This is a genomic window from Treponema denticola, assembly GCF_024181605.1.
Lineage (GTDB): Bacteria > Spirochaetota > Spirochaetia > Treponematales > Treponemataceae > Treponema_B > Treponema_B denticola_B.
Map to the genome: position 1 here is coordinate 155,400 of NZ_CP054477.1, position 18,727 is coordinate 174,126.

Annotated in this window: 10 protein-coding genes and 3 tRNA genes; 11 read left to right on the forward strand and 2 right to left on the reverse strand. The window is 38.1% G+C overall.

The features are described 5' to 3' along the window. Positions 1–21: 21 nt before the first annotated feature. From E4N80_RS00725 to E4N80_RS00760, 8 genes are all read left to right on the forward strand, one after another. On the forward strand, positions 22–4,539 hold the full coding sequence (locus E4N80_RS00725; protein ID WP_253699691.1) for a translocation/assembly module TamB domain-containing protein: 4,518 nt from the start codon (positions 22–24) through the stop codon (positions 4,537–4,539). Between the two features lie 14 nt (positions 4,540–4,553). Further along, a complete protein-coding gene (bamA, locus tag E4N80_RS00730) occupies positions 4,554–7,004 on the forward strand; it encodes an outer membrane protein assembly factor BamA (RefSeq protein ID WP_253699692.1) in 2,451 nt (816 codons plus the stop codon). Between the two features lie 9 nt (positions 7,005–7,013). Beyond that, positions 7,014–7,541, forward strand: a complete 528-nt coding sequence (locus E4N80_RS00735) for an OmpH/Skp family outer membrane protein (RefSeq protein ID WP_253699693.1) — start codon at positions 7,014–7,016, stop codon at positions 7,539–7,541. A gap of 13 nt (positions 7,542–7,554) precedes the next feature. Continuing rightward, complete coding sequence (gene mutS / locus E4N80_RS00740) at positions 7,555–10,218, forward strand: DNA mismatch repair protein MutS (protein ID WP_253701073.1); 2,664 nt, start codon at positions 7,555–7,557, stop codon at positions 10,216–10,218. Positions 10,219–10,467: 249 nt separating this feature from the next. After that, positions 10,468–11,145 carry a class I SAM-dependent methyltransferase gene (locus E4N80_RS00745; RefSeq protein WP_253699694.1) on the forward strand — a complete coding sequence of 226 codons (678 nt, stop codon included), beginning with the start codon at positions 10,468–10,470 and terminating at the stop codon, positions 11,143–11,145. Between the two features lie 66 nt (positions 11,146–11,211). After that, the gene (locus tag E4N80_RS00750; RefSeq protein WP_253699695.1) at positions 11,212–12,078 is read left to right on the forward strand and encodes an Rpn family recombination-promoting nuclease/putative transposase; all 867 of its coding nucleotides are present in this window, start codon (positions 11,212–11,214) and stop codon (positions 12,076–12,078) included. 213 nt (positions 12,079–12,291) lie between these two features. Next, complete coding sequence (locus E4N80_RS00755) at positions 12,292–13,638, forward strand: YjiH family protein (protein ID WP_253699696.1); 1,347 nt, start codon at positions 12,292–12,294, stop codon at positions 13,636–13,638. A gap of 81 nt (positions 13,639–13,719) precedes the next feature. Continuing rightward, a tRNA-Leu gene (locus E4N80_RS00760) sits at positions 13,720–13,802 on the forward strand. A gap of 70 nt (positions 13,803–13,872) precedes the next feature. Here the strand turns inward: E4N80_RS00760 and E4N80_RS00765 are convergent. Continuing rightward, positions 13,873–14,892, reverse strand: coding sequence for an endonuclease/exonuclease/phosphatase family protein (locus E4N80_RS00765; RefSeq protein ID WP_253699697.1), 1,020 nt, complete (start codon positions 14,890–14,892; stop codon positions 13,873–13,875). Between the two features lie 150 nt (positions 14,893–15,042). Here E4N80_RS00765 and dnaX point away from each other — a divergent pair, with 150 nt between their 5' ends. Continuing rightward, the gene (dnaX, locus tag E4N80_RS00770) at positions 15,043–16,896 is read left to right on the forward strand and encodes a DNA polymerase III subunit gamma/tau (protein ID WP_253699698.1); all 1,854 of its coding nucleotides are present in this window, start codon (positions 15,043–15,045) and stop codon (positions 16,894–16,896) included. A gap of 53 nt (positions 16,897–16,949) precedes the next feature. Here dnaX and E4N80_RS00775 read toward each other — a convergent pair whose 3' ends face one another. Beyond that, positions 16,950–18,401, reverse strand: coding sequence for a C69 family dipeptidase (locus tag E4N80_RS00775; RefSeq protein WP_253699699.1), 1,452 nt, complete (start codon positions 18,399–18,401; stop codon positions 16,950–16,952). 126 nt (positions 18,402–18,527) lie between these two features. Between E4N80_RS00775 and E4N80_RS00780 the strand changes: the two genes are divergently transcribed. Then, positions 18,528–18,601, forward strand: a tRNA-Asp gene (locus E4N80_RS00780). Between the two features lie 54 nt (positions 18,602–18,655). Beyond that, positions 18,656–18,727: transfer RNA gene (locus E4N80_RS00785), tRNA-Pro, on the forward strand.

Here is an 18,727-nt window from a genome sequence, read left to right on the forward strand (position 1 = left end):
TTTTGATATAATAGTAGGCTGGTGAAAAATATAAAAAAAATACGCATCATAGAAATTATCGTTTTTCTCGCAATAGTTGTAAGCTCTTTAATAGTTTTTTATCCGGCAGCCAAAGCACTGGAAAAACAGCTGGTATATGTAAGGGATAAGCTTATAAAAACTGTGGAAGACGAATTTGAAATAAAAATCACCTATGAATCCATATCTCCTTCTTTTTTTGACAGAATAAAAATACGGGATGTTACTATTTACAATGCCGCAACAAACGAAAAAATAGCTCATTTTTCCCAGCTCTCCATTGATTATAGGCTCCTCTCCTTGATCAAAAAAAATTTTACTTCCGTAATTGCCTCCTTAGGCGTTTATGACGGAATTATAGATTTTAACATTGAAAAAAATAAAAATATTTTAAAAAAATTAAACACGGAAGACAATGCCGTAGATAAACCGGTAAAGGATCAAAAAAAAGAGAAAAATGCCGAATCTTCGGTAGATATATTAACAATTATCGAAGCGGGTTCACAAAAAATTAAAAATACAAAACCCATAAAACTCGAATTAAAAAATATTGCTTTAAACTACAGCAATAAAAGCTCAAATATAGGTTTTTATACCTCAAGCGGGAAACTTACATTGGATTCAGGTAAAATTGACTTTTATATAAATTCAAGTCTTAGATATAGTAATTTTATACAAACAAATTTTCCGGACTTAAGTACACTCATGAATATAAACGGTTCATTTTATCCCGGTAATATGTCGGCCTCATCGATACTAAATTTTTCGGATATAAAAATGGGAAATATTTATATCGATAAATTTTCTCTATTTGCATCATACTTAGACAAGATAGCATCCATTACGACCATGCAAGATATTCAGCCCATTGATGTAAAAGTCTCTTGGAATACGGCGGAAAATACAGGCAGCATAAATCTTGAATGTAATGACTTAAAACCTTTATTAGCCGTTTCCCCTTCTGAAGGAACAGTCATTCTTAAAGAACTAAAAGATACAGCCTTTACAGGGCAGTTTAATTTAAGTTTTTCTAAACCTGAAAAACTTTTGTGGAATACTGCTTTTTCGATTAAGCTGCCGAAATTCCAAATAGCCGGCAACAAAATCGATAAATCCATACTCAGCTTTAAGGCTGATGGAACCGATGACCTTATAAACCTTAAAAACCTAAAATTAACTAATTCCGATATAAATTTATCTGCCCAAGGCTCCTATAAAATAAAAGAAATTTTACCTAATTTTTATTTAAATATTTCAAAATTTAAATTACCATCGGGCGAAAATATGGCTATGAACCTAAACGTCTCGTCAAATAAAAATAAAATATTTTTAAAAATTCCCCGTGCCGATATCGGCAAGGCCTCGTTAGAAAACATACAGGGCCTATTTGAGAAAAAAATAGGAAAAACGGATATGTATCTTTCCGGAAAAGATCCCAGCGGAGGTTTCAACATTGACGGAACATGGACTCATCCGGCAAAAAACGGATCGTCCAACAAAAATCAGGGTTATTTAGAGCTTCATGGAACCATAGACAGCATAAGTATTGAAAATATTTACAATGGAGCGGTTTCCGTTACCGATTTAACCGTTCCCATGCAAAAATTATTGGAGACTTCAATCGCTCCCGTTCAAATGACAAGCGAATTTTATATATCAAGCGACTTTGAACACTTTTCGTATAATATAATACAGGCTGTTCTTGCATCAAAATCTAAAAACGGATTTTATAGCTTGTTTTCTCTGCAAGGGAACGAATCTTCTCTTAATATAAGCGATATCGATGTTCTCTTTAATAATATGAATCTACGGGGAAACATAAATTCGGCCTTTGAAAAGGACAGCATGATTTTTGATTCGCTTCTAACCTTAAACGATATAAGCTATAAGGTTTCAGGTCTTTTGACTGATGAAATGATAAGTATTTACGGAGATTATGATCTAAACATAAATATTTTAAAGAATACCGAAAAAAAGTTAAAAGGAACTATGCAGGTAAAAGAACTTCCCGTTCCGTTTATAGGTTCTCTTTTTTCTGCTGATACTTCTTTTGAATATGACAATAATACAAATTGGGAACTTACCTGCAATTATGCGAAATTGGAATATCTTGAAACCGATATTACAAAAACCGATGAAAGCCTTGAATTTTATGCGGAAGGCTATGCAAAACCTACAGAAGTTTTTTTTCATAATGTAAAAGCCGGAATAAAAAATAAGCAGCTTGAAGGAACTGCAGCTTTTAATTTAATCCCTTCTTCAGACGAAAATATTAATCAATACGCATCCAATCTTTATCTTTCGGATAAAAATAAAACCGAAAACTTCATATTAAACTCATTATTTACCATTTCGGATAAAATTTACTTTGACGGAACATGTAAGATAGATGATATATCTCTTAACCGTTTTTTAAAAAAACAAAAACCTGAAAATAAAATAGCAGCCGAATTTATATTTCTGGGGAATAAAGACTCTCTTTCGGTAAAAGCCGACTTAAAAAATATATCGTTTAATCTAAACGGTAAAAATCTTGAGGGAAAGGCATCTGCCTTTATCGATAACGATAAGATGAATCTTTACGAATCATCCTTTAAGTGGGGGATTCACAATATTGATAGCATTGAAGCTTTTATAAATCCTTTAGAACAAAAAGGTTCTCTTACATTTTTATATGAAATAGACACAAAAAAGCAAGACAATCAAGAAAAGTTAGATACAAAAGCTTATTTTTCTTTTAATTTTACATCTACAGCAGATAAAAAAAATACTGAAACCCGAAACATAATCGAAAATGCTATCGGTTTGACTTCTCATTTTAATATTGACATGAAAATATCCGATTGGATCCTCGCCGGTCAAAAGGGAGATGGAAGCATCAAGGCTTCATTGGTAAAAGAACCAAGCATTATAGCTCTGTATGCCGGTAACAATGATGAAATATACGGTTTTAAAACGGATGACGGGCTCGTGTCCCTCCACATAGATGAATCCTTTCCGTTTCACCTAAATATTGACGGAATTTTATCCCGGGATAATATAAATCTTTCCGTATCAAATATAGGCATAGATCTTGCAAAGGTTATAAACATTATACCCAATAACAATATTATAAAATTCTCAGGCGGTAATGTTCAAGGCGATCTCCAAATAAGCGGCACTCAAAAAGACCCTCTGTTTTACGGGACTCTTAAAGGAGAAAAGATGTTTTGTACCTCACCCGGATATTCTCCCGATACCTATGGTCCCGTAGAAATTCCCATACAGTTTGACGGAACCCTTATATCCGTACCATATACTATTCTTCACGGAAAAATCGGAAACCTATGGGGTGAGGCTTCATCGGAATTTATAGGATGGATTCCCTATTACACTACCGTAAATTGCGGAGTCCTTGAAAATACACAGGCCTTGATAAAAACGAAAAATATAGCCTTTCATGCGGACGGAAGAGCTGAAGGTAAAATAAAACTTGAAATAAATCCTGAACTGGTTACTCTTGAAGGTGATGCTTATTTCGATAAGGGCTATTTTTCGGTCCCGTTTGCAGATCTGCAAAAACAAAGTGAGCAAGCATTAATTATCAACAAGGTACCCGCTTTTTACATGAATTTAAATTTAAATTTGGGAAAAAAATCAGAATTTAGATACCCATCAACGGAGTTGCCTTTTTTAAGAGCCCTAGCTTATACCGAAAATGAGCCTTTTAACCTAAACCTTGACACAAGTACGGGAAAATTTGAAATGTCGGGATCTGCAAAAATTCGTACAGGTGAAATATTTTACATAAAAAGAAACTTCTATATAAAGGAAGGAGAGCTAAAAGTTCTTAATTTGCCTTTTCAGCAAATTGAACCTATAATATCGGTAAGAGCGGAAATAAAAGATAAAATGGCCGACGGCCAGCCTCTCACGATAAATTTGACGGCAAAGGACCAGCATCTTGATCTTGAACGTTTCAGACCGGTAATCACAACCTCACCTCCAATGGCTATGTCGGATTCCGATACAATGAACTTGATGGGTCAGGTCGCTTTAGGAGATTTAAAAAACGGCAATATTTTAAAAGAAACACTCCGCAATACCTCGGATATTTTAGCAAATATGGGTATAATGAGGAGAGTGGAGCAAGAAGTTAGAAACTTTCTGCATATAGATGTATTTTCCTTAAGAAGTTTACTTATACAAAATGTTATTTTGGAAAATTTATTCAGGTCTTCAAAGGATAAGCCATTGACAATCGGTAACTATTTTGATAATACAAGTGTTTACATTGGTAAGTATTTCGGTTCTGCCATATACGCAGATGCAATGCTGCATCTTAGCTATTACGATCCGCTTTCTGCAAAAACAGATGCTGTTAGGAAATCGGTTTACGAGAATTTACTGTTTCAACCGGAAATAGGTTTTGAAATGAATACTCCGTTTTTCCAGCTTAGATGGCACATAGCTCCGAGCAACCTCGATTCTCTGTTTGTATCAGATACAGGATTGACACTATCATGGAAATTTTCTTATTGATTAAGGGGATAAAAATGTTGAAGAAAAAAATTGTAGGTTTTATGCTGATCTTATTTGCTTTAAATTGTTTTACTCAAGAGCCTGAAGGATGGTATAATGGAAAACCTGTTTTAGAGATTCAGTTTAAAGGTTTACAAAATATCGCCAGTTCAGAATTAGATGAAATCTTCAAATCATACAAAAAAAAGCCTTTCTCCGATGAGCTATATTGGGAAATATTACAAAAAATCTATGCATTGGATTATTTTACCGATATCGTTCCTAAGGCAATACCGGCAGACGACAAATATCAATACGTATTTTTGGAATTTATAGTCAAAGAAAAGCCGGCCGTAAATAATATTGCATTTACAGGTAACAGCAATATCAGAAAGGCAGACTTGCTCTCAGCTATCAAAGTAAAAAAAGGCGACATTTTTAATGAAGTTAATATAAAAAATGCTGAAAGAGCTTTAAAAGACTTTTATATCGAAAAAGGATTTACAAAAGCGGAAATATCAAGTAAAACTTCTGAAGATAAAGAAAAAAACAATATAAATGTCGAATTCTTTATAAAAGAAGGCAAAACTTCTGTTATAACTAAGATACTTTTTGAGGGAAATTCAAAATTCCCCGAAAAAGCCTTAAAAAAGGTGCTTGCATCTAAGGAAGCAAGGTTACTACAAAAAGGAATTTTTAAAGAGGAAGCTCTACAAGCCGATAAAACTGCAATTAAGCTATTGTATGGAGAGCACGGATATATAGATGCCCATGTTGAAACTATAAAAAAGGACATAGATGCAGAATCAGATCCGCAAAAAGATCAAATTACTCTTACCTATGTAATAATGGAAGGAGAACAGTTTACCTATGCAGGAGTGGATTTTGAAGGGAACTATATTTTTTCAACAAAGGAATTAAGCGAAAAATTCAAGCTTAAAAAGGGTGATGTTTTTAATTTAAAGAAATTTGAAACAGGGTTTGGAGATGTAGCCAACCTGTATTTTGAAAACGGTTATACCGGAAACTATATAGATAAAAAAGAAAACCGTAATACATCAACTAAAGAAGTTTCCTATACAATTATAATCGTGGAACGCGAAAGAAGCCATATAGAAAACATAATAATAAAAGGGAATACAAAAACTAAGGACCATGTTATTCTAAGAGAAATCCTGCTAAAAGAAGGAGACGTATTCTCTAAATCAAAACTGATAAATAGTTTTAGAAACTTAGCCAACCTAAGATATTTTTCAACCGTTTTACCCGATGTTTTACAGGGTTCGGAACCTGATCTTGTAGATGTTGTCATCAATGTTGAAGAACAATCGACGGCAGGAATTCAATTCGGTGTTACTTTTTCAGGTTCGCCGGATCCGGATACCTTTCCTATGTCGGTATTTGCACAATGGGAAGAAAAAAACTTACTTGGAACAGGAAGAGAACTTTCGGCTAGTGTCAATGCTGCAAGCGATACACAGAGCTTAATCCTAGGTTTTACCGAGAACTGGCTTTTAGGTAAACCGCTTTCACTAGGAGTTGACTTTTCCATAGCCCATAAGACCAAATATGCTTATCAGGATTTGGATTATAATAATATAGCAGATCCTTTTTTGACTGAATCGGAATTTAATGCAAATTCTTCATTGGCAGATGCCTTTAAAATGAAATATGATCAGCTTAAATTCGGTATCGGTATGAATACGGGCTACAGATGGTTTCCTAAATTTGCTATTATAACTTTGAGAGGCAGTATAAACTTTGACATTGTAAAAAATTTTTATAATAGTAATTTATATAGACCTCTTGAGGAAAAAATAAGAAAACAAGAGAAGCAATGGCGCTTAAGCAACTCCATAAAAGTAAAACTATCTGTGGATGATAGGGATCTTACATATGATCCTTCTAAGGGATGGTTTTTAAGTCAGGAAATAGGTTTTTATGGTCTTTTTCCAAAAATTGAAGATGAGTACTTCTTTCAGTCGGATACAAAGGGCGAGTTTTATATTACACTTTTGGACTATCCTGTAAGCGAAATATGGAATCTGAAATTTGTTCTAGGTTTTTACTCAGGCTTTTCCTTCCAAATTCCTCTTGATAAAAAAACAATCAGTTTTGACAGGATGCTTTATATCGACGGAGCCTTTAAGGGGCGCGGCTGGATTGGTATGGGCACACAAGGTGCGGGAACGGTTATGCAAAATAACTGGATAGAATTTAGATGGCCATTAGCTCATGGAATTTTATCTTTTGACTTTTTCTTTGATGCCGTAGCTGTCAAACATAACCTACAGGATTTAAAATCGTTAAGTATAAACGATTATTATTTCAGTTTCGGCCCCGGATTGCGCTTTTCAATACCTCAATTTCCACTGCGCTTAATGTTTGCAAATACGTTTAGATCAGTAAACGGAAAACCGGTCTGGGGCAACGGAAAAGGTGCCGACTGGAAATTCGTTCTTTCATTCAATATACCCAATTTATAGGAGTTTAGTATGAATAAAAAAAGTACCTTAATTATTCTTGTTATGTTATTGATGTCTCTTGGAATCTATGCACAGCAGATTACCCGTTTTGCAGTTATAGATACAGGCCTTATCTTCGACACTTTTAGGCGTGATGCAAAGGCGGCGAGGGACTATCAGGAAAAAAAAGAAAAGTTCGAAAATCAAAAGAAACTTCTCGAATCCGAGATCGTACAGCTTAGACAAAAAAAAGTTAATGCCGAAGCCGATGGAAAGGAATCTGAAGTAAAAAAATATGAAGAAAAAATAAAAAGCAAGATAACCTTATTGATGGAATATGTAAAGGCTTCCAATGACGAGCTTAATATGCTTCGAAAAAATCTTATCAATGATGATGTTTTTTACAGCGACCTGTACGAATCTGTCCGCCGTGTTGCAGAATCCGAAGGCTACACAATGGTTTTAAGCTATGAGCATAACGCAGGTATCATATGGTATAGTCCGACTGTAGATATTACGGACAAGGTTATTCAAGAATTAAGAAAACGAAGTGAATAAGCCTCAAACGCCCATGATGAGGCAATACCTCAGCATTAAGGCAAAATACAAAGACGAAATACTTTTTTTTAGGCTCGGCGATTTTTATGAGATGTTTTTTGATGAGGCCGTCGAAGTAAGCCGAATCTTAAACCTGACCCTCACAAAAAGAAACGATATACCTATGTGCGGTATTCCATATCATGCCGCAAAAATCTACATAGCCCGCCTCCTGCGTGCAGGAAAAAAAATTGCTATATGCGAGCAAATTACGGAACCCGTAGCAGGAGGCTTGACAGAACGCAAGGTAGTTGAAGTTATTACTCCCGGTACCGTTGCCGAAGACGACTTTTTAGAACAGGGAAGCAATAACTACCTTGCCGCAGTCTATTGCTCAAATAAAAAAACGGAAGGAAACAGCGGATTAGACTACTATGCAGGCCTTGCCTATATAGATATTACCACAGGCAATTTTTTTGCTACTTCTTTCCCCAAAACAGACTTTAAAGAGCAGTTTTTAAAAGAAATAGGAAGAATTAACCCCAAGGAAATTTTAATTCAGCAGTCGATTCAAAGCGAATTTCCTGCCTTAAAGCAAATCCTTTCGGAATTTCCTTCGATGATGCAAAACTTTTACCCAGATTGGAGTTTTAACCCCGATCAAGCCGAGAAAAGACTTTGCTCAAGCTTCGGGACAGAAAACTTAAAGGGCTTTTTACTCAATACCGATTCGCCTGAAGTTCCGCCCGCCGGCCTCTTACTTCAATACTTGGAAGAGATTTCGGGAAGGGATATTTCCCATATTTCCGGCATTAAAATCTATGCCGAAAGCGACTTCGTTTCCTTGGACGATTCCACGAGGAAAAATTTAGAGCTTTTGACAAACTTGAGGGATAACAGCCCCTCATACAGCCTTTTTGAATCCGTGAATTATACAAAAACGGCCATGGGCACCCGCCTTTTGAGGAGGAGGATAAGCTATCCGCTCCGCTCAAAGAAGGAAATAGACAAGAGGCTTGACAAGGTAAACAGTCTTTTTAAAGACGGAAAGGCATCAGCTATTATACGGGAGACTCTTTCTTCCATACTCGATATTGAACGGCTTTCAGGCCGCATTGCAATGCAAAAGACTCACGGCAAGGATCTTCTTGCCCTAAAACAAAGTCTTAACTCCGTAATAAAAATGGGCAGCCTAATAGAAGAAAAGAAACTCAATTTTTTGCAGCTTAACGATGAAGAAAAAAAATTGCTGGCCGAAATCCGAAACCTTTTGGAAAATTCGATAGATGATGATTGCACTATAGCCTTAAATGACGGAAAACTTATAAAAAAAGGCTTTTCAAAAAAAGTAGACACGATAAAAAATATAAAAGAAAATGCCCACGAGATTCTTGAAAAGTATTTGGACGATGAACGGAAAAAAACGGGCATCACTAACCTAAAAATAAAATACAATAGAATGATGGGCTATTTTTTGGAAGTGTCTTTAGGAAATATCTCGGCTGTTCCCGATTATTTTATCCGCCAACGCTCCCTGTCAAATGCAGACCGTTTTACCACCGAAACCTTAAAACAAATTGAAGATAATATAAATAACTCGGAAGAAAGACTGATTGAAGCCGAAAAAGAAGTTTTTGATGAGGTTTGTGCAGAAATAGGCTCCCATCACTGCTTCTTACAAAAACTTGCCGAAGAAGTTGCCGAACTCGATGTAAACCAATCCTTTGCACAGGCCGCAGTTTTACACGCTTGGACAAGACCCGAACTTTGCAGCGATTCCGGCATCTTAAATATAACCGGCGGCAGGCACCCCGTAGTCGAAAACCATCTTAGAGCCGGAGACTTTGTACCCAATTCCATTAAGCTCTTATCCGGCGAAAATTCCAATCCTGAAGATGGAAGCATTCCGTCTTTTGCCGTCATTACGGGACCCAATATGGCGGGAAAAAGCACCTTTTTGCGGCAGACAGCCTTAATCTGCCTATTGGCCCAGATAGGCTCCTTTGTTCCGGCCGAAAAAGCCGTTTTAAGCCCCGTAGATAAGATTTTTTGCAGGGTGGGAGCTACGGACAATCTTGCCCGAGGGGAATCAACCTTTTTGGTCGAGATGATAGAAACAGCCTATATCCTTAATTCGGCTACCCGAAACAGCCTTGTTATTATGGACGAGGTCGGCCGAGGAACTTCTATGGAGGACGGTCTTGCCATTGCACAGGCCGTAAGCGAACACCTTCTTAATACCATAAAGGCAAAAACCCTCTTTGCAACCCATTACCATGAGCTTACCCGCTTGGAGCACGAAAAAATCATAAACCTAAAATTGGACGTACTCGAAGCGGAAGGAAAGATAGTCTTTTTAAAAAAGGTTGTCCCCGGAGCTGCAGGAAACTCTTATGGCATCCACGTTGCAGGCCTCGCAGGTATTCCTCAAAGCGTTCTAACAAGAGCCGAAAACCTCTTATACATGCGAAGCCAATTTCAAAAAGAACGAACCGGCCAAGAAACAAGTAATTCCGGCTGCACAGCTATAACCTCCAAAGAAAAAGCTCCTTCAAGTCAGGCTGCAAAAGGTCTATCCCTCTTCCCTGAAGAAGAGCTTATCTTAAACGAAATCCTTTCAACCGATCCCGACGAAACGGCCCCTATAAAAGCCCTCCAGCTAATCGCCTCATGGAAAAACAAGCTCTCAGGAAAATAGAAAACTTAAATTCCGAGGAACAAACCGCAAAACGTTGAGCTTATGCTCAACTCCTCACCCTCTACGATACAGCTTATTACCCTCTTTTAGATATTTTTATTTTAGTTTTTCTATAAATTCTATACGATTGAGACGGAGCTCATCAACAAAATTTTAATTTTTTTTTAAATAAAATCTTGACAAAACGGGAGGGGGGGGTAGAATAATATTATAGAATTAATAACAAATAATAAAAATTAGGAGGCCGGTATGAAAAACAAAGCCAATTATTATGCACAGAATTTAAATGCACAAAAATTATTCCGAGTATACGATACGGCTCTTCCCCGTGTGCGGCAATACCTCAATGAAGAAATAAATTTTATCAAACGGAATTTAACCGGAGCCGAATCGGTCCTGGAAGTCGGCTGCGGGTATGGGAGAATATTAAAAGAATTGTCTCCGTATGCAAAGCGTCTTATCGGTATCGACATTTCCGAAGATTCGGTTGCCTTTGCAAAAGAATTTTTAAAAGACAATTCCAACGCAACAATGCAGGCGGCGGACGCTTACAACCTTGCGTTTAATAGTGAATTTGACATGGTGCTCTGTTTGCAAAACGGACTTTCCGCAATTAAAGGTTCTGCAGAACGCCTTATTACCGTATGTATGCAAAGTCTCAAGAAAGGCGGAAAAGCCTTTTTCAGCACCTATAGCGGAAAATTCTGGAAAGACCGGCTTGAATGGTTTCGGGAACAGGCGAATAAAAAGCTTTTAGGCGAAATCGATGAAGAAAAAACAAAGGACGGTATCATTATCTGCAAAGACGGTTTTAAGGCAGTAACCTTTACCGAAGAAGAACTTAAAAAACTCGGCATTCAATCGGGCTTTCGATATGAAATAAAAGAAATAGATGAATCAAGTTTGTTCTTGATATTGACAAAATAGATATAAGGAATATGCCTTACAAAAGTGTAAAGACTGTGATATACTAATAGATAAGGGGGATACTTTATGGCAAAACACAATCGCCGGTACAAAGACTCGGTATTCGTAGATTTATTCAGCGAAGATAAAACTGCCAAAGCCAACTTTTTATCGCTCTACAATGCCCTGCACGGCACACACCTTGATTCTTCGGCGGAATTGAAGCCGCTTAAACTTGAACAGGCGATGTATACAAAATTGTCCAATGATGTATCGTGTCTGATTGATAATAAAATCATTGTGCTGGCAGAACACCAATCGACTATAAATGAAAATATGCCTTTGCGCTGCTTACAATATGTAGCACGTCTGTACGAACAAATCCAAGACCCGAAAGCAAAATATTACAGAACCTTGCAAAAAATTCCCATACCTGAATTTTACGTCTTCTATAACGGCACGGCAAAATATCCGGTTCAGAAAACGCTCAAACTTTCAGAGGCCTACATCGCAAAATCGGAACAAGTTCCGCTGGAACTAACGGTTCAAGTGCTTAATATTAACACAGACAAAGCGAATAAGATTTTAATGACCTGTAAACCATTGGAAGAATACAGCCTGTTTGTAGAAGCCGTACGCCGCCATACCGCGCTTGATAAAGAAAAAGGCTTTGAAAGTGCTATAAAAGAATGCATCCAAAACGGCATTTTAAAAGAATATCTACAAAGAAAATCACGGGAGGTGATAAATATGTTACTGGCAGAATATGACTATGATACTGATATAGCGGTGCAGCGTGAAGAAAGCCTAATGATTGGAATACAGCAAGGCTTTGCCGAAGGCTCATACCAAAAAGCTCTTGAAACGGCTGCAGCATTTAAACGGCTTGGGCTTGATATTGTTAAAATAGCCGAAGGAACAGGCTTAAGCCGTGAAGAAATCGAAAAGCTTTAAAATGTGAGGTAATCAATATGTTGCCGGCATAATATGATTATGATAAGGAGATATGATAAACAGTTCGGCAGGAATTCAGCCTCACTGTTTATCTGCCGAGTTTGCCTTTCGGCAAACGTCGCATTATTGTATGCAGTTTGTAAACAAACTGCGTGAAAAAACTTTTTTCAGGATTTGATAATCCTTGCAAAAAGTTTTTATGGGAGAATTTTTATGAGTGACGAAAAAAGAAACGGAACAGCTGTTCCCGAAGGAAAGACGGAACCGAAAACTATAATCCGGTTTGTGGTTTATAGTTTGATCGGTATTTTTATGTTTTTTATTCCGATTGCAATCGGAGGAAAAAAGACGATTCCATTGGATCATATTGTGGGATTGATTCAAAAGATTCCCTATTATGCAAAATACTGGGGGCTTTTGCTTTGCTGTGTGGGAGTAGTTTTTCCATTTGTAACGGGGGCATGGAAAAAGACCAAGGTAAAAATGGTATTTTCCTTTATCAACATTCTTGCAATCCCCTTTGCAATTATGACGGTGTTCAATGTAGGGCCTGAAGCTCTTTTAGCCAAAGGAATGTTGCCTTTTATTTACGGTAAAATTGTAGTTCCGGTCACAACCATCGTTCCTATAGGCTCGGTATTTTTAGCTTTTATCGTCGGCTACGGCCTCATGGAATTTGTAGGCGTATTTATGCGTCCTGTAATGAAACCTGTCTGGAAAACTCCCGGCCGCAGTGCTATTGATGCCGTTGCTTCTTTTGTAGGAAGCTATTCTATAGCCTTGCTCATTACAAACCGTGTTTACAAAGAAGGAAAATACACTAATAAGGAAGCTGCAATTATCGCTACGGGCTTCTCGACCGTGTCTGCAACCTTTATGATAATAGTTGCAAAAACCCTAGGGTTTATGGAACACTGGAACTTCTATTTTTGGACAACGGTTATAGTTACCTTTATCGTAACAGCAATTACTGCAAGAATATATCCTCTATCCAAAAAAGCCGACTCCTATTATGAAGACAGCAAGGGCGATATCGAAACCGATGTAAAGGGGAATAAATTTAAAATTGCCTTGGGAGAAGCCGTAAAGGTTTGTTCTTCAGCTCCTTCTCTTCCCCAAAATGTAAAAATAAATTTGCTTGACGGTATAAAACTTGCAATAGGTTTGGCTCCGTCTTTAATGGCAATCGGAGGTTTGGGGCTTATCATTGCAAAATATACGCCTGTCTTTGACATAATCGGATATATCTTTGTGCCATTTACGTGGCTGATACAACTGCCGGAACCTGTGCTTGCTGCAAAAGCTCTTGCCACAAGCATTGCGGAAATGTTTTTGCCGGCTCCATTAGTTGCGAGTGCCTCGGCCGGTACAAGGCTTGTAGTAGCTGTAGCCTGCGTTTCCGAAATATTATTTTTCTCGGCCTCAATCCCCTGTATGATGAGCACTGAAATTCCATTGAAGATGAAGGACTATCTTATAATCTGGGTTGAAAGAGTTATCCTTTCGATTCTGTTGACGGCACCCTTTGTATATTTGTTTACATATATAATAGCAAAATAAGCGATAAAGCTGAAAAATGTGCCGATGCAATGCGAGGGCTTTACAAAGTTTTATTTTTATGATAGAATGAGCCTTCAATGAGCCGGCGTGGTGAAATGGTATACACGATAGACTCAAAATCTATTGGGGGTGACTCCGTAAGGGTTCAAGTCCCTTCGCCGGTATTTGCTTAACCGTTCATTATATAAATGAACGGTTTTTTAATTGGTGCAAATATAACCGCTTAAAAAAACATTATTGCCTTTTGAGAATTATGCCTATAGGTAAATGATCGGAATAACCCTTTCCTGAATAGACGGAATATTTATCCGGTTTTCCGGAAGTATCGGTCAGCGGTTTTAAGTTAATTACGCAAAAGAAGCTTAGATCGAAGTTCTTTCCATCGCTTAAATTATCCGAATAGAAAAAATGATCGATTCCTTCCCAGCTTTCCTTGTAAAAATAGCTTCCGGTGGGTTGACTTCCTTCTTGGGCTGCAGTCTGATAGGCTTCAATATTCCAGCAATTGTCAAATTCGGATAAAAGAGAAAATTCCTCCAGAGTCTGATTAAAGTCGCCGCATATGATAAATGGCGTTTGAGGTTCCGCCGCTTTTAATTCTTTTAGTCTTTTATAGGCCTGTTCTTCCTGTTGTCTCCGAATAGAGTCTGTATCGGAGCTTCCTACCTTGGATTTCCAATGAACATTTAAGAGCACCAGTTCGTTATCCCCCGTAGAATTGCCTATCTGAATTCTGGTTTCAATCAGGGGCCGCAATGACCTTTTGCCTGAATATACATTAAAAACCTTTGTTTCGGTTATAGGAAATTTTGAAAGCAGGGCAGTGCTGAAGGCTCCGCCGTTTTGGGGAGGAATAAAGACTGCATATTTGTATGAGTTATTCATCGGGAGAATTTTACAAAAATCATCTATAACGGCACGGCTTTCTATTTCCTGTAAAACGAGGATATCCGGTATGGCCTTTTCCCCTAAACCAAGGGCAAGGCATGAAAGATTAACAGCCTCTTTTAGCCTGAAAAGCCTTTCGGTATACTTTTCCTTAGACCATTTTGTCTTTGAACCCTTGAATTCTTTAAATTCTCGTCCGTCCTCTACGGCATCAAAAAAGGTCTGTGCATTATAGCTTACAATCGAAATCTCATCTTTTCCGATGTTTTGTAAGCGGAATACATTTGTACATCCTGTGCAGGCGCACAAAATGAAACAAAAACATATAAAAATAGATAAAGTCAAAATTTTTCTTAAATTTTTCATAACTATCACCTCTACTATCATTGTATGTTTTTTTGTAAAAGAATATCAAAATATTAAAAGAAAATATATTTTTTTTCAAGTAAGATCTAATAGAAAATTGAACGGGTTGCCTAGTTTAATTTTGAATGAATTTATGTTATACTTCCGAATATGGAATATCAAGTAACAGCGACACGGAGGAGGCCTCAGCGTTTTGAAGATTTGCTGGGTCAGGAATTCGTAGCCGCAACATTGCAAAAATCAATTGAAGCAGGTAAGATAGCCCATGCCTATCTTTTTTCGGGCCCAAGGGGCTGCGGAAAGACAAGCTCGGCCAGAATTTTAGCCAAGGTGCTCAACTGTGCCGAGGGGCCTAGGCCTACTCCTTGCGGTCATTGTACTGCCTGCGAAGAAATTACGGCCGGCTCGTGTTTGGATGTAATTGAAATTGACGGCGCTTCAAATACGAGCGTAAATGATGTAAGACAGATAAAAGATGAGATTTTATTTCCGCCGAATTCGAACAGGTATAAAATTTATATAATTGACGAAGTTCACATGCTTTCGACAAGTGCCTTTAATGCTCTATTAAAAACGATAGAGGAGCCGCCTCCTTATGTCGTGTTTATTTTTGCGACCACCGAAATTCATAAGGTTCCGGCGACAATTAAAAGCCGCTGCCAGCAGTTTAATTTTAAGCTAGTATCGATAGAGATACTAAAGCAGGCCTTGGCAGATGCCGCAGCAGAGCTGGGTATAAAGGCAGATGATGAGGCTCTTTATTGGATTGCCCGTGAGGCAACCGGAAGTGTAAGAGATGCTTATACTCTTTTTGACCAAGTTGCGGCTTTTTCGGACGGGCATATAACCTTCGAGAAGATACACGAAAAACTCGGCCTTACGGGTGTCGATTCGATCAATAAACTTGTGTCGGCCTGTGTTGCAAAAAAAGGTCAAGAAGCCCTGTCTATCTTGGATGGAATTTTGCAGGGTGGAATCTCGGTCGAGCAGGTAGTTTCGGATTGTGCGGATTATTTTAGAAGCCTTTTATTGGTAAAGCACGGTATTACAAAGGAAGCTCTTATCGGACAAAGAGCCGACCGTTTTCCGCAGGATATCCTGCAGGGATGGGAGGCTGTGCAAATAGAAAGAGCCCTAAGTATAATGCTTCAGCTTTTTAAGGACCTAAGGTTTTCTATTGATCAGCGTTATGAATTGGAGCTTGCAGTTTCGCGCCTTTCTTGGCTCGGCGACTATGTATCACCTGCCGATTTAAAAGCCGCCTTTGACGCAGCTCAAAGCCTTATTTCCGGCCGAGGGGCAAATATTGAAGCAGCAAGACCTCTTCCGCACCGCGAAGAAAATCGGTCTAAAGAGACCATGCCGAGGGAGCCTTCCCAATCTTTTAACAATGCGGGCAGTTTGACCGAACAATTTAAAGCCGTTTTAAGACGGGATAATAAATTGGACGGGTTTCCGGAAAAAAAAAATGAAGAGAAACAGCCGGTTTCAAATAATGTACCTTCAGATAATGTATCTTTTGAAAAAAAAGATGAAGAACAAGAAACCGTACTTCAGACTGCCCGCAGTGTAGAAAATGCTTTTAATACTGTAGAAGAGTTAAAAGAGTCTTTAATTGAAGCTCTTTTAGAAAAGGGCGGGATATTGTCTTCTGCTGTGGGGCAAAGTAAGGATTGGGTTTTGAAGGATGACAGCCTTACACTTTTTGCCCGCAGCTCGTTTGATTATACGCTGATTCAAAAACAAAAGGATACGGTTATCGACTCTATTTTTGAAATTACAGGAAAAAAATTTAAACTAATTTTAAAAGAATATATTCCGCCTCAACCTGAAAATAAAGTTGAGGAGACGGTTAAGGAGCCGGAAAAAATACGTACCATAACTGATGTGTTTATGGGAAAAATAGTTGAATGTAAAAATTTGATATTAGAAACTGAAGAAGGGGAGGAAAATGAAGTTCAAAATGTGCAAAATCCTGCTGCAATGCAGGAGCAAAATTCTTGAAAACAAAAGCCCCAAGAAAACTCTTGGGGCTTTATTTTACGGATTGTTATTCTTTACAGGTTCTTATCCATCGTAAATGAAAGTTTTGAATACTTAAACGATTCCAACATCAAATCGGAAAGATATTCTTTTGTTCTTTTTAATACATGCTCTGCTGTTTTGCGGTTTTCTTCAGTTAAAAATTCGCTTAAAGATTTTGAAGGTATTTTAGCCGCTGCGTCAGTAATTTCTTTTACTCTGGCTCTTCCGTAACTTTGCATTTCGGTAAGATAGGCATTATTATCATCCTTAAATGTAGAGTAATGAGCTTCAACAAAATGGCCGATTAGCTTAAATAACCAGTAAGCATTATCAGTAGAAACCATACGAGTCATTCTTTTATAGGCCGTCGGAGTATCCAAAACATTTGTAAAAAACGGAATATACGGAACAAATGCTGTTGTTCCGAGTGCCAGCCACTGTATTCCTTCAAGCCCTTTTGGAGATTTGGGTCTTAATTGTAAAATATGGGATTCGGCCGTACGTGAAAGCGAAATACCTCTAAAGCGTGTTTTATTAAACTCACTATTGCCTATGCCGATAGGATCAAATTCCGTTTCATTATAGTGAGAGCTTAGTATGTATTCGACATCTTCAACCGAGATAAGGCGGTTTGCTTTTTGGATAAAAGGAATATCGTTGGATACCGGAGATTGTTCTATTTCGGGATTGAGATATTTTTGAGCAAACCAAGCTCTGGGAGTATTGTAAACTCTGTCTTTTTCGCTTGATGTTCCGAAGATGTGTCTAAAGTTAAAACCTTCTCTGTCAGGATTCAGCTTATGCTCATTTACAAATTCCTTGATGCCTTTTGACCACATATAATAATCAGGCTTTTTAAAATCGATTTTTTCGATTGAAACCTGATTTGGAGCTACGGCATAGCAGTCATCGGGAATTCTTACGGCAACCCAATGATGGCCGCAGGGAATTTCCATGTACCAAATCTCATCGAGGTCGGCAAACAAAATACCGTTACCCTCGGCTGAACCGTATTTTTCGATAAGTTTTCCCAAATAGCTTACGCCTTCCCTTGCAGAGTTTATAAATGGGAGAATGATGTCGTTGATTGCATCTTCTGCAATTCCGTTTTTTACCAGCGGGTCATATGCAAGCACCCTAGCGTTTCCGTAGACACTTTCGGTAGAGCTCAATGCTACGTTTTTTTCGTTGATTCCCGCTTCGCCGTAAACGCCTTGGTTTTCTTTATCGTTCGGATAAGCTTGCGGAACGGAGGTGTAGCGGTATGCCTTTGTAGGGAGGGGGATTTCCACGCCTGTGTTTTTAGATTTATAAATCCGGTTTGCTTCGTTTACCGCCTTTTCTAAAACAAAGATTTTGGGGCTTATTGCCAAGTGGAAATCCTCATTTCTTGCAATAAGAATTGAGCCGTCGATGCTGGCTTTTTTGCCTACCAGCACTGTTGTACAGTCGGTGTGTGCCGAAAAAGATTTTATATTATTCATATTTTTCCTCATATGTTAAATTATATTTACAAATAAAACTATACCCTAAAAACGATATTTTTGCAATATTTTTTTTAAAAACTATTGACATTTTCTTTTATTTTTGATAAAATGGCCAAATCTTATGGGGGCGTAGCGAAGCTGGTTATCGCGCTGGCCTGTCACGCCGGAGATCGCGGGTTCGAGCCCCGTCGCTCCCGAAAAAGCTCACCGCCTTTAGTGGTGAGCTTTTTGTTTTTAAGGCTACCTATTTACGGGCAGTAGCGCAGGGGTAGCGCGCTTGGTTCGGGACCAAGAAGTCGGGGGTTCAAATCCCCCCTGCCCGA

What these genes read in the sequence shown, in the direction of transcription:
- dnaX (WP_253699698.1), top strand. Translation starts at nt 15,043, where the DNA reads ATGGAATATCAAGTAACAGCGACACGGAGGAGGCCTCAGCGTTTTGAA.
- bamA (WP_253699692.1), top strand. Translation starts at nt 4,554, where the DNA reads ATGTTGAAGAAAAAAATTGTAGGTTTTATGCTGATCTTATTTGCTTTA.
- E4N80_RS00745 (WP_253699694.1), top strand. Translation starts at nt 10,468, where the DNA reads ATGAAAAACAAAGCCAATTATTATGCACAGAATTTAAATGCACAAAAA.
- E4N80_RS00755 (WP_253699696.1), top strand. Translation starts at nt 12,292, where the DNA reads ATGAGTGACGAAAAAAGAAACGGAACAGCTGTTCCCGAAGGAAAGACG.
- E4N80_RS00750 (WP_253699695.1), top strand. Translation starts at nt 11,212, where the DNA reads ATGGCAAAACACAATCGCCGGTACAAAGACTCGGTATTCGTAGATTTA.
- mutS (WP_253701073.1), top strand. Translation starts at nt 7,555, where the DNA reads ATGATGAGGCAATACCTCAGCATTAAGGCAAAATACAAAGACGAAATA.
- E4N80_RS00735 (WP_253699693.1), top strand. Translation starts at nt 7,014, where the DNA reads ATGAATAAAAAAAGTACCTTAATTATTCTTGTTATGTTATTGATGTCT.
- E4N80_RS00765 (WP_253699697.1), bottom strand. Translation starts at nt 14,892, where the DNA reads ATGAAAAATTTAAGAAAAATTTTGACTTTATCTATTTTTATATGTTTT.
- E4N80_RS00775 (WP_253699699.1), bottom strand. Translation starts at nt 18,401, where the DNA reads ATGAATAATATAAAATCTTTTTCGGCACACACCGACTGTACAACAGTG.